28 protein-coding genes and 1 pseudogene are annotated in these 26,380 nt (G+C 51.6%); 12 read left to right on the forward strand and 17 right to left on the reverse strand.

Annotated elements, in window-relative coordinates; translation table 11 throughout:
• The first annotated feature begins 137 nt into the window (after positions 1-137).
• The 3 genes from fliD to fliT are packed head-to-tail and all read left to right on the forward strand — an operon-like array spanning position 138 to position 2,412.
• Positions 138-1,595, forward strand: a complete 1,458-nt coding sequence (gene fliD / locus JJB97_RS08825; RefSeq protein WP_238713661.1) for a flagellar filament capping protein FliD — start codon at positions 138-140, stop codon at positions 1,593-1,595.
• 57 nt (positions 1,596-1,652) lie between these two features.
• Positions 1,653-2,039 (forward strand): flagellar export chaperone FliS, encoded by a 387-nt coding sequence (fliS, locus tag JJB97_RS08830; protein ID WP_238713662.1) that lies wholly within the window; start codon positions 1,653-1,655, stop codon positions 2,037-2,039.
• 13 nt (positions 2,040-2,052) lie between these two features.
• Positions 2,053-2,412, forward strand: coding sequence for a flagellar protein FliT (gene fliT / locus JJB97_RS08835; RefSeq protein WP_238713663.1), 360 nt, complete (start codon positions 2,053-2,055; stop codon positions 2,410-2,412).
• 667 nt (positions 2,413-3,079) lie between these two features.
• Here the strand turns inward: fliT and JJB97_RS08840 are convergent.
• Genes JJB97_RS08840 through speD form a run of 4 tightly spaced genes read right to left on the reverse strand, consistent with a single transcriptional unit; the run spans position 3,080 to position 7,210 of the window.
• Positions 3,080-4,333 carry an MFS transporter gene (locus tag JJB97_RS08840; RefSeq protein WP_238713664.1) on the reverse strand — a complete coding sequence of 418 codons (1,254 nt, stop codon included), beginning with the start codon at positions 4,331-4,333 and terminating at the stop codon, positions 3,080-3,082.
• Positions 4,314-5,420 carry a cytochrome P450 gene (locus tag JJB97_RS08845; RefSeq protein WP_238713665.1) on the reverse strand — a complete coding sequence of 369 codons (1,107 nt, stop codon included), beginning with the start codon at positions 5,418-5,420 and terminating at the stop codon, positions 4,314-4,316. Before JJB97_RS08845 ends, JJB97_RS08840 begins: the two co-directional genes overlap by 20 nt.
• Positions 5,413-6,807 carry a coproporphyrinogen-III oxidase family protein gene (locus JJB97_RS08850; RefSeq protein ID WP_238713666.1) on the reverse strand — a complete coding sequence of 465 codons (1,395 nt, stop codon included), beginning with the start codon at positions 6,805-6,807 and terminating at the stop codon, positions 5,413-5,415. Before JJB97_RS08850 ends, JJB97_RS08845 begins: the two co-directional genes overlap by 8 nt.
• Before the next feature lies 1 nt (position 6,808).
• Positions 6,809-7,210 carry an adenosylmethionine decarboxylase gene (gene speD / locus JJB97_RS08855; protein WP_238713667.1) on the reverse strand — a complete coding sequence of 134 codons (402 nt, stop codon included), beginning with the start codon at positions 7,208-7,210 and terminating at the stop codon, positions 6,809-6,811.
• A 521-nt stretch (positions 7,211-7,731) separates the two neighbouring features.
• Here speD and JJB97_RS08860 point away from each other — a divergent pair.
• Positions 7,732-7,873 (forward strand): annotated as a pseudogene (locus tag JJB97_RS08860) (integrase core domain-containing protein); the annotation flags it as partial.
• A gap of 69 nt (positions 7,874-7,942) precedes the next feature.
• On the opposite strand, the gene JJB97_RS08865 reads toward JJB97_RS08860, so the two are convergent.
• From JJB97_RS08865 to flgB, 13 genes are all read right to left on the reverse strand, one after another.
• Positions 7,943-8,212 (reverse strand): E492 group microcin, encoded by a 270-nt coding sequence (locus JJB97_RS08865; RefSeq protein ID WP_238713697.1) that lies wholly within the window; start codon positions 8,210-8,212, stop codon positions 7,943-7,945.
• Positions 8,209-8,493 carry a hypothetical protein gene (locus JJB97_RS08870; RefSeq protein ID WP_238713668.1) on the reverse strand — a complete coding sequence of 95 codons (285 nt, stop codon included), beginning with the start codon at positions 8,491-8,493 and terminating at the stop codon, positions 8,209-8,211. Before JJB97_RS08870 ends, JJB97_RS08865 begins: the two co-directional genes overlap by 4 nt.
• A 567-nt stretch (positions 8,494-9,060) precedes the next feature.
• On the reverse strand, positions 9,061-9,984 hold the full coding sequence (gene flgL, locus JJB97_RS08875) for a flagellar hook-associated protein FlgL (protein ID WP_238713669.1): 924 nt from the start codon (positions 9,982-9,984) through the stop codon (positions 9,061-9,063).
• Between the two features lie 52 nt (positions 9,985-10,036).
• Positions 10,037-11,683 carry a flagellar hook-associated protein FlgK gene (gene flgK / locus JJB97_RS08880; protein ID WP_238713670.1) on the reverse strand — a complete coding sequence of 549 codons (1,647 nt, stop codon included), beginning with the start codon at positions 11,681-11,683 and terminating at the stop codon, positions 10,037-10,039.
• Between the two features lie 100 nt (positions 11,684-11,783).
• Positions 11,784-12,737, reverse strand: coding sequence for a flagellar assembly peptidoglycan hydrolase FlgJ (gene flgJ / locus JJB97_RS08885; RefSeq protein WP_238713671.1), 954 nt, complete (start codon positions 12,735-12,737; stop codon positions 11,784-11,786).
• Positions 12,737-13,783: a flagellar basal body P-ring protein FlgI gene (locus JJB97_RS08890; RefSeq protein WP_238713695.1), complete on the reverse strand. Its 1,047-nt coding sequence runs from the start codon at positions 13,781-13,783 to the stop codon at positions 12,737-12,739. Before JJB97_RS08890 ends, flgJ begins: the two co-directional genes overlap by 1 nt.
• A gap of 85 nt (positions 13,784-13,868) precedes the next feature.
• Positions 13,869-14,609, reverse strand: coding sequence for a flagellar basal body L-ring protein FlgH (locus JJB97_RS08895; RefSeq protein ID WP_238713696.1), 741 nt, complete (start codon positions 14,607-14,609; stop codon positions 13,869-13,871).
• A gap of 60 nt (positions 14,610-14,669) precedes the next feature.
• Positions 14,670-15,452, reverse strand: a complete 783-nt coding sequence (gene flgG / locus JJB97_RS08900) for a flagellar basal-body rod protein FlgG (protein ID WP_238713672.1) — start codon at positions 15,450-15,452, stop codon at positions 14,670-14,672.
• Between the two features lie 23 nt (positions 15,453-15,475).
• Complete coding sequence (locus JJB97_RS08905; RefSeq protein ID WP_238713673.1) at positions 15,476-16,231, reverse strand: flagellar basal body rod protein FlgF; 756 nt, start codon at positions 16,229-16,231, stop codon at positions 15,476-15,478.
• A gap of 12 nt (positions 16,232-16,243) precedes the next feature.
• Positions 16,244-17,467 carry a flagellar hook protein FlgE gene (gene flgE / locus JJB97_RS08910; protein ID WP_238713674.1) on the reverse strand — a complete coding sequence of 408 codons (1,224 nt, stop codon included), beginning with the start codon at positions 17,465-17,467 and terminating at the stop codon, positions 16,244-16,246.
• Between the two features lie 37 nt (positions 17,468-17,504).
• A complete protein-coding gene (locus JJB97_RS08915) occupies positions 17,505-18,230 on the reverse strand; it encodes a flagellar hook assembly protein FlgD (protein WP_238713675.1) in 726 nt (241 codons plus the stop codon).
• Positions 18,231-18,254: 24 nt separating this feature from the next.
• Positions 18,255-18,659 (reverse strand): flagellar basal body rod protein FlgC, encoded by a 405-nt coding sequence (gene flgC / locus JJB97_RS08920; RefSeq protein WP_238713676.1) that lies wholly within the window; start codon positions 18,657-18,659, stop codon positions 18,255-18,257.
• A gap of 7 nt (positions 18,660-18,666) precedes the next feature.
• Positions 18,667-19,083, reverse strand: coding sequence for a flagellar basal body rod protein FlgB (gene flgB / locus JJB97_RS08925; RefSeq protein WP_238713677.1), 417 nt, complete (start codon positions 19,081-19,083; stop codon positions 18,667-18,669).
• 217 nt (positions 19,084-19,300) lie between these two features.
• On the opposite strand from flgB, the gene flgA reads away from it, so the two are divergent.
• The 8 genes from flgA to cheA all read left to right on the forward strand — a co-directional run bounded on the left by flgA (position 19,301) and on the right by cheA (position 26,355).
• Positions 19,301-19,969: a flagellar basal body P-ring formation chaperone FlgA gene (gene flgA / locus JJB97_RS08930; protein WP_238713678.1), complete on the forward strand. Its 669-nt coding sequence runs from the start codon at positions 19,301-19,303 to the stop codon at positions 19,967-19,969.
• Positions 19,970-20,082: 113 nt separating this feature from the next.
• Positions 20,083-20,376: a flagellar biosynthesis anti-sigma factor FlgM gene (gene flgM, locus JJB97_RS08935; protein ID WP_238713679.1), complete on the forward strand. Its 294-nt coding sequence runs from the start codon at positions 20,083-20,085 to the stop codon at positions 20,374-20,376.
• 21 nt (positions 20,377-20,397) lie between these two features.
• A complete protein-coding gene (locus tag JJB97_RS08940) occupies positions 20,398-20,841 on the forward strand; it encodes a flagella synthesis protein FlgN (protein ID WP_238713680.1) in 444 nt (147 codons plus the stop codon).
• A 652-nt stretch (positions 20,842-21,493) separates the two neighbouring features.
• The gene (gene flhD, locus JJB97_RS08945; RefSeq protein ID WP_238713681.1) at positions 21,494-21,844 is read left to right on the forward strand and encodes a flagellar transcriptional regulator FlhD; all 351 of its coding nucleotides are present in this window, start codon (positions 21,494-21,496) and stop codon (positions 21,842-21,844) included.
• Between the two features lies 1 nt (position 21,845).
• Complete coding sequence (flhC, locus tag JJB97_RS08950) at positions 21,846-22,448, forward strand: flagellar transcriptional regulator FlhC (protein WP_238713682.1); 603 nt, start codon at positions 21,846-21,848, stop codon at positions 22,446-22,448.
• A gap of 86 nt (positions 22,449-22,534) precedes the next feature.
• On the forward strand, positions 22,535-23,410 hold the full coding sequence (motA, locus tag JJB97_RS08955) for a flagellar motor stator protein MotA (RefSeq protein ID WP_238713683.1): 876 nt from the start codon (positions 22,535-22,537) through the stop codon (positions 23,408-23,410).
• Positions 23,411-23,416: 6 nt separating this feature from the next.
• On the forward strand, positions 23,417-24,328 hold the full coding sequence (gene motB / locus JJB97_RS08960) for a flagellar motor protein MotB (RefSeq protein WP_317981055.1): 912 nt from the start codon (positions 23,417-23,419) through the stop codon (positions 24,326-24,328).
• A 26-nt stretch (positions 24,329-24,354) separates the two neighbouring features.
• Positions 24,355-26,355: a chemotaxis protein CheA gene (gene cheA / locus JJB97_RS08965; protein ID WP_238713684.1), complete on the forward strand. Its 2,001-nt coding sequence runs from the start codon at positions 24,355-24,357 to the stop codon at positions 26,353-26,355.
• Positions 26,356-26,380: the final 25 nt, after the last annotated feature.

Below are 26,380 nucleotides of genomic sequence, written 5' to 3' on the forward strand. Positions count from 1 at the left end.
CGGCGAATATAACGCAACTTTTTACGTTTACTCTCGCTATTGGGAATATCGAAAAGCATTAAACTTTCCCCGCAAGGTGCCGATAGGTATGGCTGAAGAACATAAGCTTTCTCAGCAAAAGAAAAAGGGTAAACGTTATGGCAACCATTAGTTCATTAGGCGTCGGCGCTGGCTTCGATACGGCAACTATTGTGGCGCAACTGGCCGCAGCAGAGCAGACGCGCTTAACGCCCTATACCAATCGACAGGGCAGTTTCCAGGGTAAAATTTCCGCCTGGGGGCAGATTAGCGACGCAATGAATACGCTTAGAAGCACCGTTGAAAAACTGAGCGGCGAAGCGTTCACAACCCAGAAAATCAGCGCCAACGAAGCCTTTACCGCTACGGCAGGTTCCGGCGCGTTGTCCGGCACGCATCAGGTGGTGGTAACGCAACTGGCTTCGGCGCACTCGCTTGCGACCGCAGGGCTAAAAGACGCCGACGCGCGCCTGGGCAGCCAGAACGGGGGCACCCGTACCGTAGTCATTAAGCAGGGGCCTGAGCCTAAGGAAGGCGAAGAGGATACGCGCAAAGAAATTCGCGTTGAGCTGAAAGACGATGAAACCTCCCTTAACCAGATAGCCAAAGAGATCAACAAGCAGGGCGGCGACGTTAGCGCGCGCGTCGTCAGCAGCGATAACGGCTACCAGCTAATTTTGACCTCAAAGAAAACAGGCGAAGTTGGCAAGATGTCGGTCTCCGTTGAAGGGGATGATGCGCTTAACGGCGTGCTTAATTCCGATCCTTCCACAATGAAGGAAATCGGCAAGGCGCAGGACGCGCAGCTAAAAGTGGACGGCGTTCCCTATACGCGCTCAAGCAATAATATTACCGATATTATCTCCGGCGTAACGCTTAACCTGAGCAAAGTTTCAAAAGATCAGGAAGCCGGCGAGCAACTGACGTTGTCGCAGGATACCAGCGCGGCTAAAACGGCGATTCAGGAGTTCGTTAAGAACTATAACGCGATGCTCAGCCTCACCAGCAAAGCCAGTAAGTGGGTGCCGAATGACACCTCCGGGCTGGAGACGGATGAGGTCGCTACCCAGAACAGCCAGAACGGCGCGTTGATGGGCGATTCAATGCTGCGCGGCATGGTCAGCGAATTTCGCGGGTTGGCGAACGGAACCTACAGTGATTCCGAAGCCGATATTCGCGCGCTGGCGGATATCGGTATCAAAATTGATTCCGCTACCGGCCAGATGACGCTGGATAATAAAAAACTCGATAAAGCGCTGGCAGACAACCCGGAGCAGGTACAACAGATGTTTGTCGGTACCGATGAAGCTCCCGGGCTGGCGTCGCAGATGAAAGATACCATCACGCTCTATGCGGGAGATGAAGACGGCAAGGTTGACGGGCTCATTAAAGAAGCAAAAGACGGCCTTGATGAACAGCTAAAGCTGGTGAAAACGCAGATAGACAAAACGCAGACCTTGATTGATGCGCAGGTAGAACGCTACCGGACACAGTTCCAGAATCTGGACTCCGTTATGTCGCAGCTAACCAGCACCAGTAACTCGCTGACGGCAATGCTGGCGCAGTTCTCATCATAACGGTAGGCACCCTGCACGGCGTCGGCGAGACGCCGGCTGCAGGGAAGGAGATAAAATATGTACGGTAGTCAGGGCGTTCAGGCTTATGCGCAGGTTGATTTGCAAAGCCGCGTGCAGTCCGCCAGCCCGCATCAGCTTATTACGATGCTGTTTGACGGCGCGCACAGCGCGCTGGTTCGTGCCCGCATTCTGATGGAAAACGGTGATATTGCCGGGCGCGGGCAGGCGATCACGAAAGCGATAAACATTATTGATAACGGGTTGCGTGCTTCGCTCGACCATGAGAAGGGCGGTGAAATATCGCTCGATCTGGAGCAGTTATACAATTATATGACTCGTCGTTTGATGCAGGCCAACTTACACAACGAGATTGATACTCTCCTGCACGTTGATGAGCTACTGATGGGCATCTCGGACGCGTGGAAACAAATTGCGCCAAACTAAAGGTTAATACTGAATGGCTAACCCTGCACCCCAGGCCGAACTGGCCCTTACTGCTCAGAAATATCAGCATGCTCTGCAGTTGAGCTTTGAAATGCTTGAAACCGCGAAACAGGGCAACTGGGATAATTTCATTGAACTGAATACTAACTACATTTTTGCGCTGCAAAATGTGCTGGAAGAGCAAGGAAGCATCACCCACGAAGATGAAGAGCAGGTTTGCAGCTCGCTGTCGCATTTATTGAATAATGAAAATGAAATCCGACAGTTGCTTAAAGATCGTCTGGATATACTGAGCGGTAAGATAGATTCTATTCGCCAGAATCAAAAGTGCAGCAACGCTTATTCCTCTCAGCTATTCTCGCCTTACCGATAAACGCCGGCGGGGGTATTCCCCGCCCGCTCTAAGCCCTTTGTTTGTTCAGAGGGCTTTTACGCCTGCTAAGTTAACTTTATTCAATTAAGCCAGCCCGCCGGGCGCTTTATGCTACGGAAAATAACGCGTCCCGATTAAAAAATGTATTAATGAGCAATCGCTATAAGTAAGGTTTAGTACTGTATTATAAATACAAAGGGTGAAGATTACGGGCATTAGCTTATATTTTTAAAAGGTATTTTAAAAGATAAAAAACTATAAAAAAGATATAAAGATGCAAGCTTACCTTTTATATTATGTATCGCAACCGTTAATAAATTAAAAAACGCCAGGTCTCATACTGGAAAAGGCGAAAGTTACGGTTATTATTTCCTGTCAGTGCCCGAATGGAGTGGATAGACAATACACTAATGAATTTACCCCGCAACTGTGGCAACAACGGATAAATTACCGTCTACAGCGCGACAACTGGCAGATATGTTAGTGGTTTTCCTTATCGCAGCCAAAGCGGTGTGAATGGGCTATCGTCCTGTTATTGACGGGGTGAGAATAGCATTAAGCTGTGATAAAACAGATTGACCGCCAGCATTCTGATCCATAGTTCAGCTTTGTGGGCCGAATCCAGCGGTCTGATTATTGATATCCTTCCCAGCCTGGAGTGAATCTTTTAAGACGAGCCATCAGGTTCATTACTTTCCGGAGGCCTGCGGTGATTATTCTTCACCGCTTTCCTGGTAAGAAAAGCCAAACTGGTTATGCCAGTCAGCGCGATAAGCGTACTCATTCCCACAAAAGCAATCATTAAACCACCGACGGCAAAAAGCCCGGAAATAAGTCCTGAAAGCGCTTCGGCTGTATTCGCCAGCGTGGAAAATGTACCAAATGTCTTACCAATGTTCTCAGCCGGAGAGCAAGACTGTATGGCTGTTATAAGTGAGATATCAACAAATGCACCGCTAACGCCAAGAACAAACGCGAATGGTAGAAGTAATTTCAATGAATAAAAAACTGAGAAGGACATTAATAACAGCAGCAAGCCGTAAATAAACCAGTGTTGCATCACCTTTTCTGGAGACGTTGACCGCACAAATCTCCCGTAAAGCAACCCACCGGTGATTGTGCCAGCAGCCATAAGTAAAAAAATCCAGCTAGTAAACACCTCACTCTGACCGTGACTGACCATCGTGGCAGGAATAATAAAACGGATAACCGAACCGGTGAACAGAATGCAGACGCAGGAGCCTAATATGACAACGTACAAGTAGCGAGTGTTCCAGTATAGCTGCTTAATGCCGTATAAGGTTTCCTGATATACATTTTTAATCCGAAAAGGCGTTTCTTTTGCCGCCTTTGTTTCAGAAAAGGTTGCGAGAATCATTATCGATACGGCATACGTCACTGAATTGAATAAGAACACCCATGGTTTATCCGAGAATAACAGAATAAGAGAACAAAAGAGGGGACCGACCACTGAGGCAGTCTCTTCAGCTACCTGAGAAATGCCGTTAGCGGCGGTAAGTCTGTCAGTGTCCACGGTTCCGGGTACGGCTGTTTGGTAGCTCGGCTGGAAAATACTGCGGCCAATGGTTGTCAGAATGGACGCTACAATAAGTATGGTAATGTTGACTGCGCCGCTCAGGCTGGTGATAAAAAGAAGCAGCGACACTGCCAGACGCAACCATTCACTGATTAACAGATTATTTTTAAGTCGATAATTATCTGCCATCCAGCCACCAACAGGGCCGAAGAACAGAAAAGGAATAAACCGGAAAAAATAAACGAAGCCAGTCAGGAGATAGTTATTATGCGTGCTTTCCAGCACAATAAATACGAAAATCACCTCATAGGCATAATCACCGGACTTTGAGATAAAAAGAGATGAGAGAAGTGTACGAAAATTTTTAATTTTCAACCAGTTCATTACTGTTCATTTCCATGCTGAAATGCGATGCTCCCAGCGCCGATACGCCTTCTGCAAGGCTGATTATGTTGACGTTCCTGATTGTACCGCGCGCGTAGATGTTGGTGATAAAGGATGAAGCAAAGTTGAGAGCAATTCCCATACCGATGCACATATGCATACCTGCCCCGAAGGAAAGTGGTTTTACTTTCCGGCCCGGAATAAATCGGAACGGCTCATCAAACACTTCGGGATCGAAATTGGCCAGGCCAGTATAAAACATCACCCTGTCTCCCGTTTTCAGTCTCTGTCCTCTGAAAATGAGATCCTGTGAAATAACTCTGCCTACAGACAGTACGGGGCTGTATAAGCGTGAAGCCTCAATAATTACATCTCGTGTATTCTCTACACCAACTTTCAGACTGAAATGTGTTATAGCCCAGAGCGCAGCCACAATAAGTTGCATGGTTGTCTGATGGGCCGCAATATAGGCTATGGCTCTGTCAGATACCTGGATATCACTACAGGGAGCACCATCTGCGTCCAGATTTCTGCAGGCATCAAATATGGTAAGGAAAGAATGCGCTATTTCAACAAAATGTTCTTTTCCTTTAACTCTTCCATCGAAAAGCATTCCCACATTGTGGGCATGAACCGCCAGCTTGTCGGATGGTTCTAATCCGATCAGCTTGGCTGCAAGTATATTATTGAGAGAAATGAGATCATGCTCATTAAGGCATTTATTCTGTTTGAATAATGACAAGGTGCTGTTAATCAGCTCATTGCGGGGGATGTTTTTAAAATTCTGATGGATTATGCTAATGACATCGCTGTTACATTCGTCCCGAAAAATCAGCGACTGGTTAATGAGAGAGATAAATTGTTCAACTAATTTTTTTTCCCTATTAAACATATTTAGAGGAATAAAAAACCTTTTCTTTGTGACGTACTGACTGTTGAGCAACTGTGAACATGACTGATAATCATAAATAATCCAGTGTTTTTTGTCGGGATGATAATATATACCTGTGCGTTCATTATCACCGTGAACAACTTCATCATACCGCTGTTTATACGCCTCAGAGAGCGACAGAGATGATTCAAACATACAGAAGCTCCTTTTTAGCAATGAATTTACCGGGAATTTCCAACTGTTCTGTAATGAACCTTTTCATTGCAGTTTGATCGGCTTCTGGCATGAGCCAGAACATAATGTTGGTATACCAGTACCAGCCAAGTTTAGTAAGATATAATTTTTCAGTATCCTCCGTGACAAGTTGATTTTCTTTCAGCTCGGAAATTTTTTCCTGTAACGCAAAAGGAATTTGTAACATACTCACTTTAGATTTTTCTATTTCACCATGATAGGGTAGCCGAAGTATCAATGGTTTCGTTTCATCCAGAATACCGGGATGCCGACTAATAGTTGACGGAACAGTATTTTTCTCGTGTACTGAGGTAATATACTTCTGACGACTCGATGTATTAGTAATAACATGACCGCGTAGGGACGATACAGCATTAACGCCAAAACCATGCAAATCAAGATCGGCATATCCGTATATGTGCTCATGATATACGAAACTGTAATCCTGACTCACTACAGAGCTATCGACATTATCCGTTCTGACGTAACCATGACCGTTATGTGGCATAAAACCTTTACTTCGCATGTAAGCGTCAATCAGCATATTCATAGTGAATTTCCGGGTTGCGGATGCCACTGGCATTCCCTTATCCTGAATAGATTTATGCAGTTTTGACTGTGTCATGACATTATCAATAGGATAAATATCTATATTTGTAGTTTCGAGGGAAACTGCCTGCTCCAGATCCCTTATAATGTCTTCCTTATCCTGTCCGTTCATCCCGTAAAGTATATCGAAAAGTACAGTGCTGAAATTACGATTGAGTATATCTGCGGCAAATTTTATATGATCAATTGTCGAGGTCAGATTGAACAGCTTACGCCACACCGGATTGAACGTTTGTAACCCAAAACGGGGATGCGTTACTCCCATCTCCTTCATTACAGAAACTTTTTCTTCATTAAGGCTCTTTATTTCAATTTCAAACGAAAACTCACAATCTGGTGAAACAGAAAAATATTTATGTATTGCTGAACCGATCTGAGCTATATTTTCTGGTGAGAGTAGCGAGGGGGTTCCTCCGCCGAAGAATATCGATCTCACCGGAACAGCATGATAATCATTAAATTCTGCCTTTATTTCTATTTCCCTGATTAATGCTCGGGTATACTGATCAACAAGACCACTATCTCTATAGGCTCCTCGCGTAAAAGGGCAGAAGGTGCAAATGGTTTCACAGAATGGGATATGGAAATAAAGAGCTCTGGATGAAATTCTGGAGTTACTGTGACACAGTACATCAGACAGTTTTTCAGTTGACAGACTTTTCCCCTGATTAGGGAAGAAAAAGTTATACACCGGAAACTGGTAATCAAATTTGAATAAACCGTTGTCTTTGATGTTCATCTCAGTTCACCTTTTCAGCCGTTACGCTAGCTCTATTAAACTGGGGAGCATTTATATGGCTGCCACGCTCAATATAACGAACAACTAACTTGGTAACCGGACTAAGGCTGGCTTCGATTTCCCGTATGGCCGAAAAACATTTCTCTCCACAAGTATATAGATCTATGCTGAGATAATTACTTTCAGGATAGGTATGGTAAGAAAGATGGGACTCGCTTAATAAAAAAATGCCAGTCACTCCCTCTCCTCCTGAAGCAAACTTGTGAGACAGGGATCCGATTACTTTAAACCTTGTTTTACTCAAAATTTTCTGAAAGTAAACCTGTAGGCGATGCTCGTTAATAAGAAAAGATTTATCATCTAAAACGATATCCAGAATATAATGATGGCCCAAATTTTCCATTTACGCCTCCCGGGATTATGCGTTGCTTAACTGAGAAAGGGCAGTTTCACTGCCCTTTACAGGCTATTACCAGGCTACGCTGTTAAAATCGTAGTTATCCACAGATGATTCAGTTGCGAACAGTTCAATTGCACTTTCCATAATAAATCCTCATATTGATGAATATAATGGGTTATATTTCAATTAAGATCTGTCTTGCAGGACATAAACACCTGCCGCTTTTTTTTATAGTAAAAATGAGGGACGTAGTTAAGTGTTATGTAAATTATTTGTGATTATTTTCACAAATAATTTACATTTGAGCGATTGTTAATAGTAAACAGCTATCAAGCTAATTATTTAGCTGACCTATTATATGGTAAAAATAATATAAGTATTAGCTGGATAGTGGCAGCACTCCTTTCTGGCCCGTGCCGCATGGCTGGTATACGCCGCCGGGTAAAGACAGGGTACGTGTGCGTAAAATGGAGTGGGGCAGTGGCCGGAAGGCGTATATGTTCACCACGGAAAAAGGCTTTTAACTTTTCAGAACACTGCATGAAATGTGGAAAAACACGGTAAAAGGGTTGTCGGAATATAACTGTGAACGCCCGCATGAATCACTGAACAATATGACGCCGGAGGGATACCCGACAACGCCATTATCTGGCCGGGAACTCAAAAATGCATGGAACTCAACGGGTTTATTTACAACGGGTAAACCCGTGGTATTTCAGCTTGCGCAACGTAAATTCAGCCTTTACTCCCATTCCATACTGGCCCCAAAGGAACGGTGGGAATGGGGACGTGTACAGGCATTTGCGCGACTGCGCCCTGAACGACGGTTTGGGTTACGCCCGCCACTGCGCCAGCGGCCATACCAGGAAACCCTCCCGTAATGCCAAAGGCAGCGCCCCATCCTGCGTTAATCATCATTTGCCTGATTAAATCAGAATTGCGATCTGTGAGAGGATCGCCTGCGCCTCCGACTGAAATCATTCCCTTGATGTTTAATTTTCTCATGGCGAACTCTTGTAATAGAAAAAGTAAACGGCGAGATTTGCCAGCACGGCTAACAGCGAAGTGAGAAAGCAGAAAAGCACAAAATTATCGAAATATTGATAATTGATGTTAAGCGCGGTATTGCCAAATGGGTAGGCAAAACAAATGATGATTGATGTCATCAAAATAACCAGTACGTGTTTTTTCTTCTTCAGGACTTTATTGCGCGCTTTTCGTAAAAAAAAACAGTACGCCATGACTGAGAAAAACAGAGGTGGAAAAGAGAAATTAAAAAAATCCATAATGGCCTCATCATGGTGTTTATTTAAATGTGAATGATAATTATTATCTTTTGCTTGTCTGTGACCTGTAACACATTCCATAAAATCAACAGGCTGCGATATGGATCGTCACGATACCGCTGGTTTGCGTGACCGAACGCCTTTTCAGGCCGCGCTTTTACAGACGTCAGGCATACCCGTCGTTGTAACCAACCCCTCTCCCCGGCGCGGGGAGGTGTTACTGTCTTTTTTAGTTAAAAAACAGGTTAATTTGGGCGTTTTGCGAAAATGGAGGCGGCCTTATATATCACGCGGAGAAACACACCAGGCAGCCGCGAAAAGCGGTTACGTTTAGTCGGTTTCAGGCGCATAAAGCGGCGGCGTGCGGGTTTTGTCTGTGAGTTGCTTCGCATTGCGCCTTTACGCACTTGCGTTGCGCGCTCACCGTTGCTGGAGAAAATTGCGGCTGGCGTTATCGGGGGGATTTATCCACGTGGTTTCGGCTGATAACCATAAAGGGAAAAACACGCTGTTTCCCACTTTACCGTTACTCTCAGCCTGCCTGGCGGCAGGCTGATTGTGTTTCGTTTATCGCACCATGTTAAACAGCGACATACTTTGCATGGACTGGAACACCATCATCGAGGCGCTCAGTGAGAACTGGGACATCTGTGAGGCGGCCACCATCGTAATCAACGTATCTGAATCAGAGCCTACGGTCTGTTGCAGGCGGGTCTGAAGCGCAATATCCTGCGTATCGGCGCTGAAGCCCAGGGTTTCGAGCTGTTGCAGGTTGGTGCCCACTTCAGCCTGAACGCGGCCAAGGTTATCAATGCCTTTTTTAATGGAAACGTTCGTGCTGTCCAGTACGTCCTGAAGGGCTTTGCGATCTTCATCGCTTTCAACCGGCTTGCGCAGGGCTTCAATCGCCTTGTCAAGCTGCGCGAAAATATCATCGTCAGTGCCGCTCATGAAAACGTCGTCGCCGGTGTGGCCCACTTTCATTTCCGTGCTGTCAGCGACGTTCTGGGACATTGCAGTATCGCCGCCCTGATAGCTGCCGTCTTTATTGAACGGCTGGGTATCGGTTTTATAGCCGGAAAAAATATAGCGCCCGTTGCTGTCTTTGGTATTGGCAATATCCAGCATATTGTCACGAATGCCTTCAAGTTCGGTGGCCAGCGCTTCCCGGTCGGCGTCGGAATAGGCGCCGTTGCCGCCGGCGACGATTTTTTCCGCCAGATTTTTAGTCATCAGGTTGGAAAGGCTGCTCAGGGCGTTATCTTCCTGGCCCAGTTTGTCCTGTGCGAACATGCGCGCGGTGGCGTACTGGTCGGAGCGGGCGATGCTGTTTTGCAGCGCGATCGCCAGTGAGGCCGCAGCCGGGTCATCCGATGGCGTCAGCAGCGTTTTGCCTGCCGCCAGGCGGGTGTAGATATCGTTGCCTTTTATCATCGCATTCGACAGGCTATCGATATTGCTCTGATACATAAAGTGGGTGCTAAGACGCATAATTCATACTCCTGTAACGCCTGAAGGCCCGATATCTACCGGGCCGCCGGTATTATCGAATGCTAAGGATGGTGTCGAAGATATTGACTGCGGTTTGCAGAACCTGTGCGTTCGCCTGGTAGTACTGCTGAAACATTTGCAGGTTTACGTACTCTTCATAGACATCAACGCCTGCGACGGACTGCTGCTGTGTTTGCACGGCCTTAACCACTTTCGCGCTGGTTTCCAGGTTGCTTTTCAGCGCGTTTACGGAGGAGCCGACGTCGCTGACCAGGCTTGCGTAGGATTCAGTCAGCGTGGCGTTGCCGATCAGGCGCTCGTCGCGAATGCCAATCAGCGCCTTAATATTTTCGTTATTGCTCTCATCGCTCGGATCGTCTGATTTAGACGCGGCAATTTGGTCGCCGCTGGTGATAGCGACCTTCAGGCTGCCGGAGACGTTTTCTACCGGGTTTATGCGGAAGCTGTCGCCCGGCTGCGCAGCGCCGCCCGGCATCATGGAAATACCGTCAAACTGCAGCTCGCCGTTGTCGCCAATGGTTGGCGTCACTTTGCTGCCGTCGGCGCGCGTTACTTCCCAGTCGCTCTGGCCCGGCCCTTTAAAGGTAAGGGTGTAGTCCTGCGCCTGCACATCTTTGATACTGGTGTACGTCACATCAAAAGAGCCGTCGCCCACGTTATTGCGGTTAGCCTGCGCGGTTGGGTTATTGAAGCTGAATAAATCTCCGCCGGTATCGCCTTTAAGATCGTGGCCTTCGCCGTTGACTTCGTTAAAGCGGTTCGCCATTTGCAGCGCAATCATATTCAACTGATTGCGCGCATCCACCAGGTCTTCGTTACGGAACTTAAACAGGCCGCCGAGATTGCCCCCCGTGAGTTTCTCTTCATCCAGGCGCAGGCTGTTGCCGGAAGCATCCACGTAAGAGACGATATTTTGCGACGGGTTTTCCGGCGAGGTGCTGGTTTGCAGCTTGTAGGAGCGCTCGCCGTTAACCAGCGGCAGGCCGTTGGCCATAGAGACAGAGACAACGCCAGTGCTGGTGTTCTCGTCCACGCGGATATCAACCTGCTCGCTTAGCTGGTTGAGCAGCACGTCGCGCTGGTCAAGCAGATCGGACGGTACGCCGCCGGTCTGAGCCTGAATTTTGGCGATTTCTTTGTTGATGTTCGCCAACTGTTCGGTGGCGTTGTTGATATCTTTAACGGACTGATCAATCAGCGTATTGGTGCTTTTTTCCAGCCCGGTCAGAGTGCTGTTATAGCTGTTGTACTGATAGGCCAGGGACTGCATATTAGAAAGCACTTCCTGACGTGCGGCGGAGCTGACCGGTTCGCTGCTGACCTTTTCCATTGCGCTGAAGATATTGTTCAGCGAAGCCGAGACGTTGGATGCGTCGTCGCCCAGCATATTGTCAATCTGGGTGAGTTGCGTATGGCGGCCATACAGTGACATAAAACTGGTGGTGGCGCTGCGCAACTGGTTGTTAATAAAACCATCATAGGCGCGCTGAACGCCGTCTACCTGGGCGCCGTAGCCGAAAAAGCCGTGATTAGTGGTTTTACCGCCAGCCTGGCCCAGGACGATGCTCTGGCGGCTGTAGCCTACTGTGTACGCGTTGTTCAGGTTGTTGCCCACAACGTTCAGCGCCGCCTGGGCTGAACTCAGGCCGCTTTGGGCCAGATACATCAAATTAGACATAGCTATTCTCGTTTTATCTTTTAAAGCCAGCGCAACCGCAGGCAGACAAATCTTCTGTCATTGTTATCGGCTGGCCCGGAAAAAACTTCTGTTTTTATTTTTAGAAAATTGAACTCAAATCGGTCTGGTAGGCCTTCACGGCCTGGTTCAGGCTGCCTTTCACATTCTGAATAATCGAAATCAATTTTTGGGCGTATTTGGGGTCGGTGGCGTAACCCGCAGCCTGCAGCGCTTTAGCCGCATGCTCTGGCGTTTGCGCGTCAACCACTTTTTGATAACGCGGGTTTTTCGTCAGCAGCGTGGCATAGTCAGAAAGCGCGTGCGCGTAGGAGTCATACACGCGAAATTTCGCCTTCACTTTCTGCGCGATGCCGTTTACGTACTCGGTAGTGGTGATTTCAGTGGTGCGCCCTTTCCAGTTTCCTGTGGCCTTCACGCCGAACAGGTTATGGCTTGGGCCGCCGTCTTCGGTTCTGATTTCACGTTTGCCCCAGCCGGACTCCAGCGCCGCCTGCGCCATAATCAACTGTACAGGCAGGCCGCTTTTACGCGCAGCCTGCTGCGCTGGCGCAGACAGGCGCGAGATAAAGTTAGCGTTGTTCAGTACCGGGCCAGTCGGCCGCTCGGGCAGCGCCTCCTGCTCCAGAGACGGTATCGCGCGCCGCACCGCCTGGCGCAGCGCCTGTTGCGGCATGTTATTGATGGCTTCCTGGCTTAGCGTCAGCGGCGTTTCAGGCGTCGTACCGGCGCTTTGCGCCGGTACGGGGGCCGTTTCGCCGGCAAACTGTTTTACCATGATATCCGCCAGCCCCAGGCCGCGTGCGGCGATCTCTTGCGAGATCTGCTGGTCATACATTGAGGTGAACATACGCGACTGGCTGCTGTCGAGCAGCCCATCCTGCGGCGTGGCGTCGCGCATGCTTTTAAGCATCATCTGCACAAACAGCCCTTCCATCTGCCGGGCCGCCGCCTGTAGCGCGCCGCCGGTTGATGCGCGGGCCTCGCGTTTAAGCGCGGCCAGCGACTGGATATCAAACGCGGTTGTCCCTTTCATTAATTAATCTCCAGTTTTGCGCGCAGGCAGCCTGCATTTTGCATCGCCTGCAAAATGGCCATGAGATCGTTCGGGGTTGCGCCAAGGCTGTTGAGCGCGCGTACTACGCTGTTGAGGTTGGCGCTCGATTTCACCTGCTGTAGCGAACCGCCCTGCTCACGCATCGAAATATCGGTATTCGGCGTGACGGTGGTCTGGCCGCCGCCTAATGGCGTATCCGGCTGGCTTACATCGTATGAGCGATTCACTTCCACAGTCAGATCGCCCTGAGCGATAGCGCACGAGTCAAGTACGACATTACGGTTCATCACGACGGTGCCGGTGCGTGAGTTTACAATTACGCGCGCGTCGCCGACCGGCGAGCGAATAGGGATATTTTGCATATCGGCCAGGAAACGCACCTTGCCGGCGCCGTCGCGCGGTACATAAACGCGTACGCTGCGGCCATCTTCCGGCACGGCGGTGCCGCCGCCGAAGCGGCGGTTAATTTCATCGCTGATAAGCTGCGCCAGGGTAAAGTCATCCTCGTTAAGCTGTAAATTCAGGGTGTTGCCGCTGGCGAAATCAACCGGCACTTCGCGCTCAATTATCGCGCCATTGGTAATACGCCCGCTATTGAGGTGGTTGACCTGCACGCGGTTGCCGCCTCCCTGTGCGCCGGAGCCGGAAATCAACAGGTTGCCCTGCGCCAGCGCATAAACCTGATTATCCACCCCTTTAAGCGGCGTCATCAGCAGCGTGCCGCCGCGCAGGCTTTTGGCGTTGCCCAGCGAGGAGACGACGACATCCACCTTCTGCCCGGCGCGGGAGAAGGGGGGAAGCTGGGCGGTCACCACGACGGCCGCGACATTTTTCAACTGCATATTGGTGCCTGCCGGTACGGTAATACCGAGCTGGGACAGCATGTTATTCAGGCTTTGAGTGGTAAACGGCGTTTGCATGGTCTGGTCGCCGGTGCCGTCCAGGCCCACCACCAGGCCGTAGCCGATAAGGGCGTTGCTGCGCACGCCCTGTACGGTGGCTAAATCGCGAATGCGCTCAGCCATTGCGACAGGCGCTGAAAACAGGCCCGCCGCAGCAAGGAACAGACAAAGGCACCAGCCAGGAACGGAATTCTTCATCATCACATACTCAGAATGGTGAAATATTAAGGAAGAAGCGCTGGAGCCAGCCCATTTGCTGCGCTTCATTAATGTAACCGTTGCCTACGTATTCGATACGCGCGTCCGCCACCTGGGTGGAGATAACGGTATTGCTGCCGCTGATCGTGCGTGGGTTCACGACGCCGGAAAAGCGGATAAATTCAGTTCCCTGATTGATAGCTATCTGTTTTTCACCCACAACCTGAAGGTTGCCGTTCGCCAGCACCTGATGCACCGTCACGGTAATCGTGCCGCTGAAGGTATTTTTCGCCGCCGCGCCGCCGCCGCCTTTAAAGGCGTTGTCGCCGCTAACGGAAACGTCGGCGCGGCCGTTGCCAAACAGCCCGCTCATAAAGCGGGGTATAGCGTCCACCGTTAGCCCGCCAGAGCCGTTGCGCGACGCGTTTGCCGAGGAGCTTTTGCTGGCGCTGACGTTCTCCTGCAGCACAATGGTCAGGGTATCGCCGATATTGCGCGGGCGGCGGTCTTCAAACATCGGCTGATAGCCATAATTCATCGCCTGTCCTGTCTGAAAAATGGCGCCGCTTGCGGCATTCGGCGTAACCTGGACGGGCTGCGCGGTCGTTGGGCCGTCGATCATCGGCTTTTGCGGAATATAGGCGCAGCCGGCCAGCAGCAGGCTCAGCCCCAGCGCGGCAAGGGCGCTGAACCGGCGACGAAGCGTTGTATGGCCGCCGGCGGCGGTATTTTCAGTACAGGTTTGGGTCATGTGTTTATTCACTGCGGTTACGGCTCCGCCTTCAGGCGGAGCACGGTGTGACTGGCGGCATCAGAGCTGGCTCAGGCGCTGGAGCATCTGGTCAGACGTTGATACGGCTTTACTGTTAATTTCGTAGGCGCGCTGGGTCTGGATCATGTTGACCAGTTCTTCAGCGACGTTAACGTTTGACGTTTCCACGTAATTCTGCTTTAGCGTGCCGGCGCCGTTCAGGCCTGGCGTGCTTTCGTTAGGCGCGCCGGAGGCCTGCGTTTCGCGATACAGGTTTTCGCCCAGGCTTTCCAGGCCGGAATCGTTGATGAACGTCGCAAGCGTCAGTTGGCCAACCTGCTGCGGATCGGTCTGCCCGGCGATAGTGACGCTGACGATACCGTCTTTACCGATGGTGATAGACTTTGCGTCCTGCGGCACGGTAATGGCCGGTTGGATCTGATAACCGCTGGCGGTCACCAGTTGTCCGTTCTGGTCAATCTGAAAGGAACCGTCGCGGGTATAGCCGGTGGTGCCGTCCGGCATCAGTACCTGGATAAAGCCGCTGCCGTCGATTGCTACGTCTTTACTGTTGTTGGTCTGCGTCAGGCTGCCCTGGCTGTGTATGCGTTCGGTGGCGACCGGGCGCACGCCGGTACCCAACTGTAAGCCGGAGGGAATGGTGGTCTGCTCGGATGACTGCGCGCCTGGCTGGCGCAGGGTTTGATAGAGCAGGTCTTCAAAAACGGCGCGCTGGCGCTTAAAGCCGTTAGTGCTGACGTTGGCCAGGTTGTTGGAAATAACGTCCATGTTGGTCTGCTGCGCTTCCAGCCCGGTTTTGGCAATCCATAAAGAACGGATCATTGTGCTACTCCTTGTGCCCGGCGTTAGCCAAGGCTCAGTAATTGGTTGGCGCGTTTGGCGTTGTCGTCGATATTGGTGATGGTTTTCATCTGCATATCGAAGCTGCGCGCGTTGCTAATCATGTCCACCATCGATTTCACCGGGCTGACGTTGCTGTCTTCAAGCGCGCCGGGTATCAGGGTTAGCGCCTGATCCTGCGGCAGTACGGCGCCACGCGCGGCGGCCGTGGCGGCGCTGACGTGAAACAGGCCGTCGTCGCCGTGGCTCAGTTCGTTGGTATCGGCGCTGACCATTTTCAGGCGGCCGACCTGCGCAATGGCGGTGGCTTCATCGCCCGCGCCCAGCGCCGAGACGGTGCCGTCTGGCGCAATAGTGATTTCCGCCTGCGGCGGTACGGTCATCGGGCCGCCGTCGCCCAGCAGCGGATAGCCGCGCACGCTGAGCGCGCCCTGGGCGTCGATCTGGATGGCGCCATTGCGCGTATAGCCTTCAGTGCCGTCCGGCAGTTGAACCGCCAGCCAGCCGTTTTGCGGCAGCGCGACGTCAAGATTGCGGCCCGTCGGGCTGATGGTGCCCATTGTTGAATCGTGATAAGGCGTAGAGGCCGCCACCAGGGTGCGGGTTTGAATGCTTGGGCCGTTTATCGGTACGGCGCGGTACGCCGCCAACTGGGCGCGAAAGCCGGGCGTGGAGGCGTTCGCCAGGTTATTGGACGTGACCGCCTGCTTTTCCAGCGCCGCCGAAGCGGCGCTCAGCGCGGTATAAATAGCGCGATCCATGAATGCCTACCCTTAGCGCAGGTTAACCAGCGTCTGTAGAATTTCAGACTGGGTTTTAATGGTTTGGGCGTTGGACTGGTAGTTACGCTGGTAAACAATCATATTCACCATTTCCGCGCCCAGATCCACGTTAGAGGCTTCCAGTTTGCCGCCGTTCAGTGTGCCGAGGTTGCCGGTGCCGGAGATGCCGACAGACGGCTGACCGGACTGCGGCGTTTCGGTCCAGCAGTTGTTGCCGGCAGAGGACAGGCCGCCCGGGTTGGTGAAGTTCGCCAGCACAACCTGGCCCAATAGCTGCTTCTGGCCGTTGGAGTAGGTGGCGATGATTTGACCGTTATCGCCGACGGAGTAGCCGTTCATCAGGCCCGGCGGGAAGCCGTTAGTGCTGGGGCTGTCCATTGTGGTTTCGGTGGCCTGCTGGGTCATACCGTCCATATCCAGCGCGAAATCCAGCGCCTCAGCGCCGTTGTATGCGGCGCTTGCCACATTCAGTTGCGCCGGGTTGGTCGTCAGTTGGCCGGAAGGATCGAAATTCAGCGTTGTTTCGCCGTACTGCGGGGTGTCGCCGTTCATAACGGGCGCGGTGGTGTCGCTGCTGTAAGCTTTCCACTCATTGGCGCCGGTTTTTACGAAGTAAACGTTAATGGTGTGCTTGTTGCCCAGGCTGTCGTAAGCATCAACCTGCGTCACGGAGTTATAAGTCTTGCTGTCAGACGGGTCGAACGGGTGTTCGGTCTGGTCGATGGCGCTGTCTTCCGAGTTCAGGTTGCCTTTCATTGTGCCGCTGGTAGAGGCGCTGGCCGGCATCTGGCCGGTTGGGATCTGAATTGGGCCAACGGGGGCGCCGGCTTCAATGGTCGGCGGAGTGCCGGTGGCCTGGTAGCCGTTCAGATACATGCCCTGGTTATTGATGATAAAACCATTTTCGTCTTTCTGGAACTGGCCGTTACGGCTGTAAAACGTGCGGCCCGCGTCGTCGGTCAGGCGGAAAAAACCGTTACCGGAAATCCCCATATCCAGGCTGCTTGCGCCCTGGCCCAGTACGCCGTCCGTAAAATTCTGGTTCACGCCTGCGACGGTAACGCCCATCCCGATCTGGGAACCGGCGAATACGTCCGCAAAGGCGATAGAGCCGGATTTAAAGCCCACGGTTTGGGAGTTTGCGATGTTGTTACCCACGACGTCGAGCGCCTGTGAGGCGGCGTTCAGGCCGCTAAGACCCTGTGAAAAACTCATAATTGTTTCCTGTGAACGAAATGAAAAACGGTAAAAATTATTCGACCATATAAACCATGCCGAGGGTGGCCGTGCCTTCAAGGCCAAGCTGGAGTACGGCGCCCGACTGAGTAAAGGAGACGGCTTCCACCTTCGCCGACTTCAGCGCCACAATGTCCGGCGATGCGCCGTCTGCGTTTTTGGCGTTAAAGGTAACGTTGAATTGGGTATCGTCGGCAGGCGGACCAGGCTGAACATTTTTCAGATCGTCCAGCGTGAATTTGTGAACGCCCGCTTTGACATCTTTCAGTTCGCCGGTGTAGGCATGGCCTGCGCTGTCGGTAAGCGTTACGGTGACCGTTTGAGCATCGCTGCCCAGCGAGAATCCGAAAACTTTGTTGCCGTCTTTGCTGGTGGAAACCGTAGGGTCGCCCTCAATCATGACGGTGCGGCCAACCCAGTCGGACGCGCTCATTTGCTGCATACTGGTCACCAGCATACCGACTGATTCCACGGTGGAGTTCAGGTTCTGGACGCCTGCGGCGGTCTGAAACTGGGCCAACTGCGACGTGAGCTGGTTGTTATCCATCGGGTTGGTCGGATCCTGGTTTTGCATCTGGGTAATAAGCAGCGTCATAAAATTATTCAGCAGCTCGTCGGCGGTGTTGCCCAGTGAGTTGCCAGACGTGGCTGTTGCCGAAGAGGCATCCCTGGTCGTTGTATCAGCAGAGGTTTTCGTCGCGCCCTGCGTGCTGGCGGAGGTCATTACGGGTGAAATAGACATGAATGGCTTCCTTTATTACAGCCGTTACTGGCCGAGGCTTAGCGTCTTTAACATCAGCGATTTGGCGGTGTTCATCACCTCCACGTTCGCCTGGTAGCTGCGTGAGGCGGAAATGGTGTTAACCATCTCGCTCATGACGTCGACATTTGGCATGCGCACGTAGCCGCTGCCGTCCGCCATTGGATTGCCCGGATCGTAAACCATGCGGTCTGGCGCGCTGCTTTCCACCACGTCTGCCACTTTAACGCCGCCCACTTCCTGGCCCGGCGCGCCGTTAACCTGGAAAATGACCTGGCGGGCGCGGTATGGCTGGCCGTCCGGCCCCGCTACGCTGTCGGCGTTCGCCATGTTGCTGGCGCTAACGTTCAGGCGCTGGGACTGCGCCGCCAGGGCTGAGCCTGAAATATCAAAAATGCTGAAAACTGACATCGTTAAATTATCCCTGGTTCATTACGGTCATCATGCCTTTGATGCGTGAGTTCATCATTGTCAGGCTGGTCTGATACTTCACGCTGTTGTCAGCGAAATTCACCCTTTCCCGGTCCATATCGACCGTGTTGCCATCGGCGCTTGGCTGATCGGGAATGCGGTAAAGCAACTGATGTTCCAGATGAGCTGGGGCGGTGGCCGGAATATGGCCGCTGGACGTCAGATTCAGCGACAGTGCGCCGCCTGCGGCGGCACGCCCTTTCTCAACGGCGTTTTTCAGCTCGGCTGAAAAATCAATATCGCGCGCCTGGTAGCCTGGGGTATCGCTGTTGGCGATATTGGCGGCGAGGATTTCCTGGCGCTGCGCCAGCAAATTCAGGGCTTCCTTCTGGAAATTCAGGTGGCTGTCTAATTTATCGAGCATGTCTCCTCCAGCTCTCCTGGTTTCATGAGGCGGCTATTTTAAAACCGAATGGCAAAAGGCTATCCGGCGAATAAGGGCAAAAACTTTGGTTATTTGTCCCCTTAACCTGGCTAAATTTTCTATAGACTGGCGTCCTGTAAAAATGTGAAGGTGTTTTCGCGCAGGAGGAACGCTGCGCTGTGCGGGCGCCTCGTAACTGGCTGACTCAGAGAGAACTATGCTGTTATCCGTTCGTGTTCGTATTGCTGCCGTCGGTTTCGTACTGATAAGCGGCGCGGCCTTTGCACAGGGCGGCGGTCTGGCGGCGCAAATTGAAGCGCAGCTTGACGCGCGCCAGGCTGATAAGGGCATTACGCATAAAGTCACCATTAAAACGCCGCAGGCGCAGTGGCCTGATTGCCCGCGTCCGGCGCTTACGCTGCCGGACAATAACCGGCTGACAGGTAACATGAGCGTGGGCGTGCAGTGCGCCCGCAGGCAGTTTCTACAGGTAACGGTGGATGCCGAAGGGCGCTACTGGGTAGCGCGGCAGGTTATTGCGGCGGGTAGCGCGATTTCACGCAACCAGATTGCCCAGCAGCGCGGCTCGCTGAGTAAATTACCCGCAAGCCTGGTTTTCAACCCGCAGGAAATTGTCGGTAGCGTAGCAGTGCGCACGCTTAACCCCGGCCAGCCTATCGTTGCCGGCCAGTTGCGAAAGCCGTGGGTGATTAAAACGGGTGATGAAGTTGACGTTATTATCAGCGGCGAGGGGTTTCGTATTCGCAGTAAAGGCCGGGCTACGACGAATGCGGCGGCGAACAGGCTCGTGCGGGTTCGCATGGCGTCCGGGCAGTTGGTGACCGGGCGCGTGGACGCCAGCGGCGTTGTGGTTGTGGAGTCGTAGCGGCAATGTCGTAAAAAAATGTAAAAAAAGACGCAAGTCATTTTCGGCGGCGCCGATATAACGTGTAACAACGGAAAATAAGCCGTCTCATTTAAAAGATTGTTGAGGTTGCTATGAGCATTGAACGTACTCTTTCTACTCAGCCAGTGGCGACCACGGGTTCAGTACAAACGACAATGAACGACGCCAAAGGCGTACGTGAAGCGTCCACGCCCCGCACGGGCGGCCAGGTGAAGTCTGGTACGCAGGTTACCATTAGCGATGCATCCCGCCAGATGGCCGGCAGCAGCGATATCGATATGGCGCGCGTGACGCAGATTAAAGATGCGATTGCCCGTGGCGAGCTGCATCTTGATGCCGAAAAAATTGCCGATGCGCTGCTGGCTGATAACGCATTTTTCGAATAATTAATTGTCATTAAAGGTATTATGGAAAATTTAGTAACTATTCTGGAGAAAATGCACGCGGCCCTTTGCGAGCTTGAGGTTACGCTGCAGGATGAGAACGCGCAGCTTAGCGGTTCGCAGATAGACCCGGTTTCGCTTCAGGTGGTTACCGATAAAAAGAGTAGCCTGCTGGCTGCGCTGGCGCATCATGACGCCTGTCGTCAGGAAGAAGAAGCGGTTAAGCGCGTACGCGCGCCTTATGAAGGCAACAGCGATCTGTCAATGCGCTGGCAACAGATTCATCAGTTAACGGTGAGACTGAGCGAACTGAATCAGCGCAGCGGCCTGCTTCTGGAAAAACAGCAGGAAAACGTCAGGCAGTTACAGAGCGTGATGAATAAGACGCGCGTAGGACAAATGGTTTACGGCTCTGACGGCCAGTCGCGCAACGGGGCAGGAAACCGATCGCTGAATATTAATGTTTGAAGCATAAACAGTAGCCTCATTAAATATAAGGTTGAATGTTCATATATTATTTTTTTTCGATTGTTAACAGCATTATTGATATAGATCAATAATGCCTGTCAGGAGTAAAAAATAAGCAGGTTTTTTTGTTATCAAAGACGTTTGAAATTATTTTTTGAGGATTTACTTATACAAAATTACGGCGCGCTGTCGCATTTTTTAATTTATTCGCGCTGAAGCTGTTTTACGTAACCCCCATAAATAAATACATTTCTTTACTTTAACGGAAGCGCTCCGGCAATCGTTATCTCTGTTTTTATGTTAGGAATTTTCCTAAGGTGCTGTTATTTTGCGTTATTTCCGCCTGTTGTGGACATTATCGATTTTTATAAAATTTTTTGAAAAATTTCACGTTGTGTAATCTCATTTTCCCCGGTTTTTGCTCTAATCCCGCGCCATTCCTCACTTTTTTAGCGATCTGCAAATATTGTAAAAAACATACAAAATTAAAATTGATCAATATTGTTGTTAACACAATAATACCTCCGAAGTACACCGGCTTTGTTATTTGTTAAACATGTGATTACAGTGTTAATAAGTAAATACTCATTGTTAATGAGTCAAGGCTTAGCTTGTTTTTCCGCACTGTTTTATTTCTGGCACATTATTAACTATGAATATCGATAAACAGCTCCAGAGCATCCATAATATTAATCTGACTTATCTACTCCTTGCGCAACGCTTAATAATGGAAGATGACATTGCCGCCAGTTTCAGGCTGGGGCTGAGCGAGTCGATGATTACCACGCTGAAAGATCTGTCGCTTTCACAACTGATTAAACTCTCTACCACTAATCAGCTTATTTGTCGGCTTCGTTTTGATGAAGAAGGCGTGATTGACCGCCTGACCAAAGAATCACGTATTGACGGGCTTCAGCAAATTCACGCCGGCATTCTGCTTTCCACCGATCTGCTCAGCACCCTGACAGAACCTGAAATGCCTGCTTCAAAGAGAATGTCCTGATATGTGTGAAAAAAGCATTCTCCGTGAGATTCAGGATATTCAACTGGCGATGGAGCTGATTTCTCTCGGCGCGCGCCTGCAAATTCTTGAAAGCGAAACCAGCCTCAGCCGCGGACGCCTCCTTAAGCTTTACAAGGAACTGCGCGGCTCGCCGCCGCCGAAAGGAATGCTGCCGTTTTCGGTAGACTGGTTTATGGCATGGGAGCAGAACATCCACTCATCCATGTTCTACAACATCTATCTTTATCTGCTGAAAACAGACAAATGTCGCCCGATTGAAGCCGTTATTAAAGCCTATCGCCTCTATCTGGAGCAGTGCCCGCCGCATAATCCGGGCGAAGAGCCGGTACTGGGCCTGACCCGCGCCTGGACGCTGCTGCGTTTTATTGACAGCGGTATGCTCGATCGCACGGAATGCACCTGCTGTAAGGGCGCGTTTATCGTTTACAGCTATCAGCCTAAGCAAGGTTTTGTGTGCAGCCTGTGTAACCCACCTTCCCGCGCGGTGAAAAAAAGTAAACTTTCCGAAGAGGCGGCCGATAACCTCTTACATCAACTCAATCTGGATGCGCATGAGTGGCATGGCGCCTCTGCCGGATTGTGAATAAGGGATACGACGCCTGCGGGCGTGCGTAGTCCGCCCAGTCTGCTGGGATGAATATATGTAAAGCGGGTCGCTAAGGAAATCGTGTGTTAGTTCTTATCGGTTATGTCATTGTATTTATTTGTGTTTTTGGAGGTTTTGCTATATCAGGCGGTCAGCTTGGCGCGCTGTGGCAGCCCTCTGAACTCCTCATTATCGGCGGCGCTGGCGTCGGCGCGTTTGTGGTCGGTAATAACGGTAAAGCTATCCGCGCCACGATAAAGTCATTTCCACGCCTGTTTCGCGGTTCAAAGTACAATAAAGAGATGTACATGGATCTGATGGCGCTCATGTATCTGCTGCTGACCAAAGGGCGCCAGAACGGCATGATGTCGCTGGAACCCGACATCGAGGATCCCGCCAACAGCCAAATCTTTTCTGCCTATCCGCGTCTTCAGAGCGACAAACAGCTCATGGATTTCGTGGTTGATTATCTGCGGCTTATGATTAGCGGCAATATGAACGCTTTCGAGATAGAAGCGCTCATGGATGAAGAGATTGAAACCTGTGAGAGTGAAAATGAAATCCCGGCCAGCAGCCTGAATCAGGTCGGCGATGCTTTCCCGGCATTTGGTATCGTGGCCGCAGTTATGGGGGTGGTTAACGCCCTGGCCGCGGCGGACCGCCCGGCGGCGGAGCTGGGGGCGCTGATAGCCCATGCTATGGTGGGAACTTTCCTTGGCATCCTGCTGGCTTACGGCTTTATTCTGCCGCTGGCCGCGCTGCTGCGCCAGAAAAGTAGCGAGAACATCAAAATGATGCAGTGTATTAAAGTGACGCTGCTGTCGAGCATCCACGGTTACGCGCCGCAGATTTCTGTCGAGTTTGGTCGTAAAACGCTTTATTCCACTGAGCGTCCTTCCTTTATTGAGCTGGAAGAGCACGTGCGTGCGGCGAAAAAACCCGGCGCGTCTGCGGAATAAGCGACTATGAAGAGAAAAGACCATCCCGTCATTATTGTTAAAAAGCGTAAATCGCACGGGCATGCTCATCACGGCGGATCGTGGAAGATTGCCTATGCCGACTTCATGACGGCAATGATGGCGTTCTTTCTGGTGATGTGGTTGCTGTCTGTCTCAACGCCTGAAGAGCGCCACCAGATAGCTGAATATTTTAAGATGCCGCTTAAAGCGGCGGTATCCAACGGCAACCGTTTCAGCCTCAGCGACAGCGCTATCCCCGGCGGCGGCGACGATATACAAAAAGTACAGGGCGAAGTACAGAAGCGGCGAGCGGAAAACAAACGCCGCGACCTGCAGAGCCTTAAGCGCGTGCGCGAACGACTTGATCAACTGATTAAAAACGACCCTCGCCTGCGTGAGCTACAGCCGAACCTGAAGTTAAAACTTCTGGATGAAGGCCTGCGTATACAGATTATCGATAGCCAGCAGCGCCCGATGTTCCGCAGCGGCAGCAAAGTGGTAGAGCCTTATATGCGGGATATTCTGCGCGCCATTGCGCCGGTACTAAACGATATCCCCAATCGCATCAGCCTTTCCGGCCATACCGATGATACGCCGTTTAACACCGGCGAGCGCGGCTACAGCAACTGGGAGCTTTCTGCCGATCGCGCCAACGCTTCGCGCCGTGAACTGGTTACCGGCGGCCTTGCGCGCGATAAAGTTCTGCGCGTTGTCGGCATGGCGGACTCCATGAATTTGAAAGAAGTCTCCGGGGAAGACCCGAGTAACCGTCGTATCAGTATTCTGATTCTGACGAAAGACAAAGAGAACGAGATCCTGAATGAAAATCAGGGGCATGATGCTGAGGATATCGCGCCGGACGCAGACGATCCTACTGGCAGTAAGCAGATTCAGGAGCGCGTTGCTCCGGCAGTGTGACACAGGAACAGAAGGCGCATGCGTTTATGGATATAAGTGACTTTTATCAGACATTCTTTGACGAGGCAGATGAACTGCTGGCGGATATGGAACAACACCTGCTGGCGCTAAATCCGCAGGTGCCGGAAAAGGAGTTGATGAACGCGATTTTTCGCTCAGCCCACTCTATTAAAGGCGGGGCAGGAACGTTTGGTTTTACCGTGCTTCAGGAAACCACCCACCTGCTGGAAAATCTGCTTGATGAAGCCCGCACCGGAGAACTGGCGCTCAACGCAGACATCATCAACCTGTTTCTGGAAACGAAAGATATTATGCACGATCAATTAGAGGCCTATAAATCTTCCCAGGAGCCGGACAGCGCAAGCTTTGAATATATCTGCCAGGCGCTGCGAGAACTGGCGCTGGAAAATAAAGCGGCGAAAGAGGGCAACGCGCCTGAAACAGCCGTGCCGGTTATTGAAACGGCGCCTGCGGCCCCGGTGATATCAGACGCGCTTCTTACGATAACGCTGACAAAACTTAAAGAGAATGAAGGCGCTCTGCTGCTTGAAGAGCTGGGTAACCTTGGCACCGTGGTTGCGCACGAAAAGCAGGGTGAAGCGCTGGTTGTTACACTTGATACGGCGACATCCGCTGACGATATCATCGCCGTGATGTGTTTCATTATTGAACCCGATCAGATAGCCATTGCGCAGGGCGGCGCTGCGGCGCCGTCCGCCGCGCCCGCTGAAGCGTCGGGCGTATCGCCTGACGCCGTGGCGCAGGCTGAAAAACCGGCGTCCACGGCCCCGGCGACCAAAGGCCCGGCGCCCGCGCGCGTTCAGCGCGGCGCGGCGGCGGAATCCAGCAGCATTCGCGTAGCGGTGGAGAAAGTTGACCAGATAATCAACCAGGTAGGCGAACTGATTATCACCCAGTCGATGCTGTCGCAGCTTTCCTCGCTGCTTGACCCGGCCCTTCACGGCGATCTGATGAACAGTATTGACCAGCTTGAGCGCAATGCCCGGGATCTTCAGGAATCGGTTATGTCCATTCGTATGATGCCGATGGAGTATGTGTTTAGCCGCTTCCCGCGCCTGGTGCGCGATCTGGCAGGCAAGCTGGATAAACAGGTGGAGCTGACCCAGCGCGGGGGGTCTGCCGAGCTGGATAAGAGCTTGATTGAACGCATTATTGATCCGCTCACGCACCTGGTGCGCAACAGCATCGACCACGGTATTGAAGACAGCGAAACCCGCCGCGCTAAAGGTAAACCGGCAAAAGGAAACCTGCTTCTTTCCGCCGAACACCAGGGCGGGAATATTGTTATTGAAGTTATTGACGATGGCGCGGGGCTTAACCGCGAGCGTATCCTGGCCAGAGCGATATCTCAGGGTATGGATATCAATGAAAACATCAGCGATGAAGAAGTATGGATGCTTATCTTCGCGCCGGGTTTTTCTACCGCAGAGAAAGTGACGGATGTTTCCGGGCGCGGCGTGGGTATGGACGTAGTGAAACGTAACATCCAGGACATGGGCGGTTACGTGGAAATCCAGTCCGAGAAAGATAAGGGTTCCACTATCCGAATTATTCTGCCGTTGACGCTGGCGATCCTTGACGGCATGTCAGTGCGCGTAGGGAAGGAAACCTTTATTCTGCCGCTCAACGCGGTAATGGAATCGCTCCAGCCGCAGGAAAAGGCGCTGCATCCGATGGCGGGCGGCGAAATGATGCTTCAGGTGCGTGAAGAATACCTGCCGCTGGTGCAACTGCATGAAGTGCTGGATATCAAGGACGCCCAGAACGAACCGGGCAAAGGCATCGCCGTTATCCTGCAAAGCGCGGGCCGTCGTTATGCGCTGCTGGTCGATCAGCTTATCGGTCAGCATCAGGTCGTCGTGAAAAACCTTGAAATGAATTACCGCAAAGTTCCCGGCATTTCCGCCGCCACCATTCTGGGCGATGGAAGCGTTGCCCTGATTGTGGACGTGGCCTCGCTGCCGCAACTGTGTCGTGACAAACGTATCGCGGCCGCCGCCGAGTGACGGCCGCGTTATCCAGGAGATATCA

It is taken from the genome of Tenebrionibacter intestinalis, assembly GCF_016632365.1.
Lineage (GTDB): Bacteria > Pseudomonadota > Gammaproteobacteria > Enterobacterales > Enterobacteriaceae > Tenebrionibacter > Tenebrionibacter intestinalis.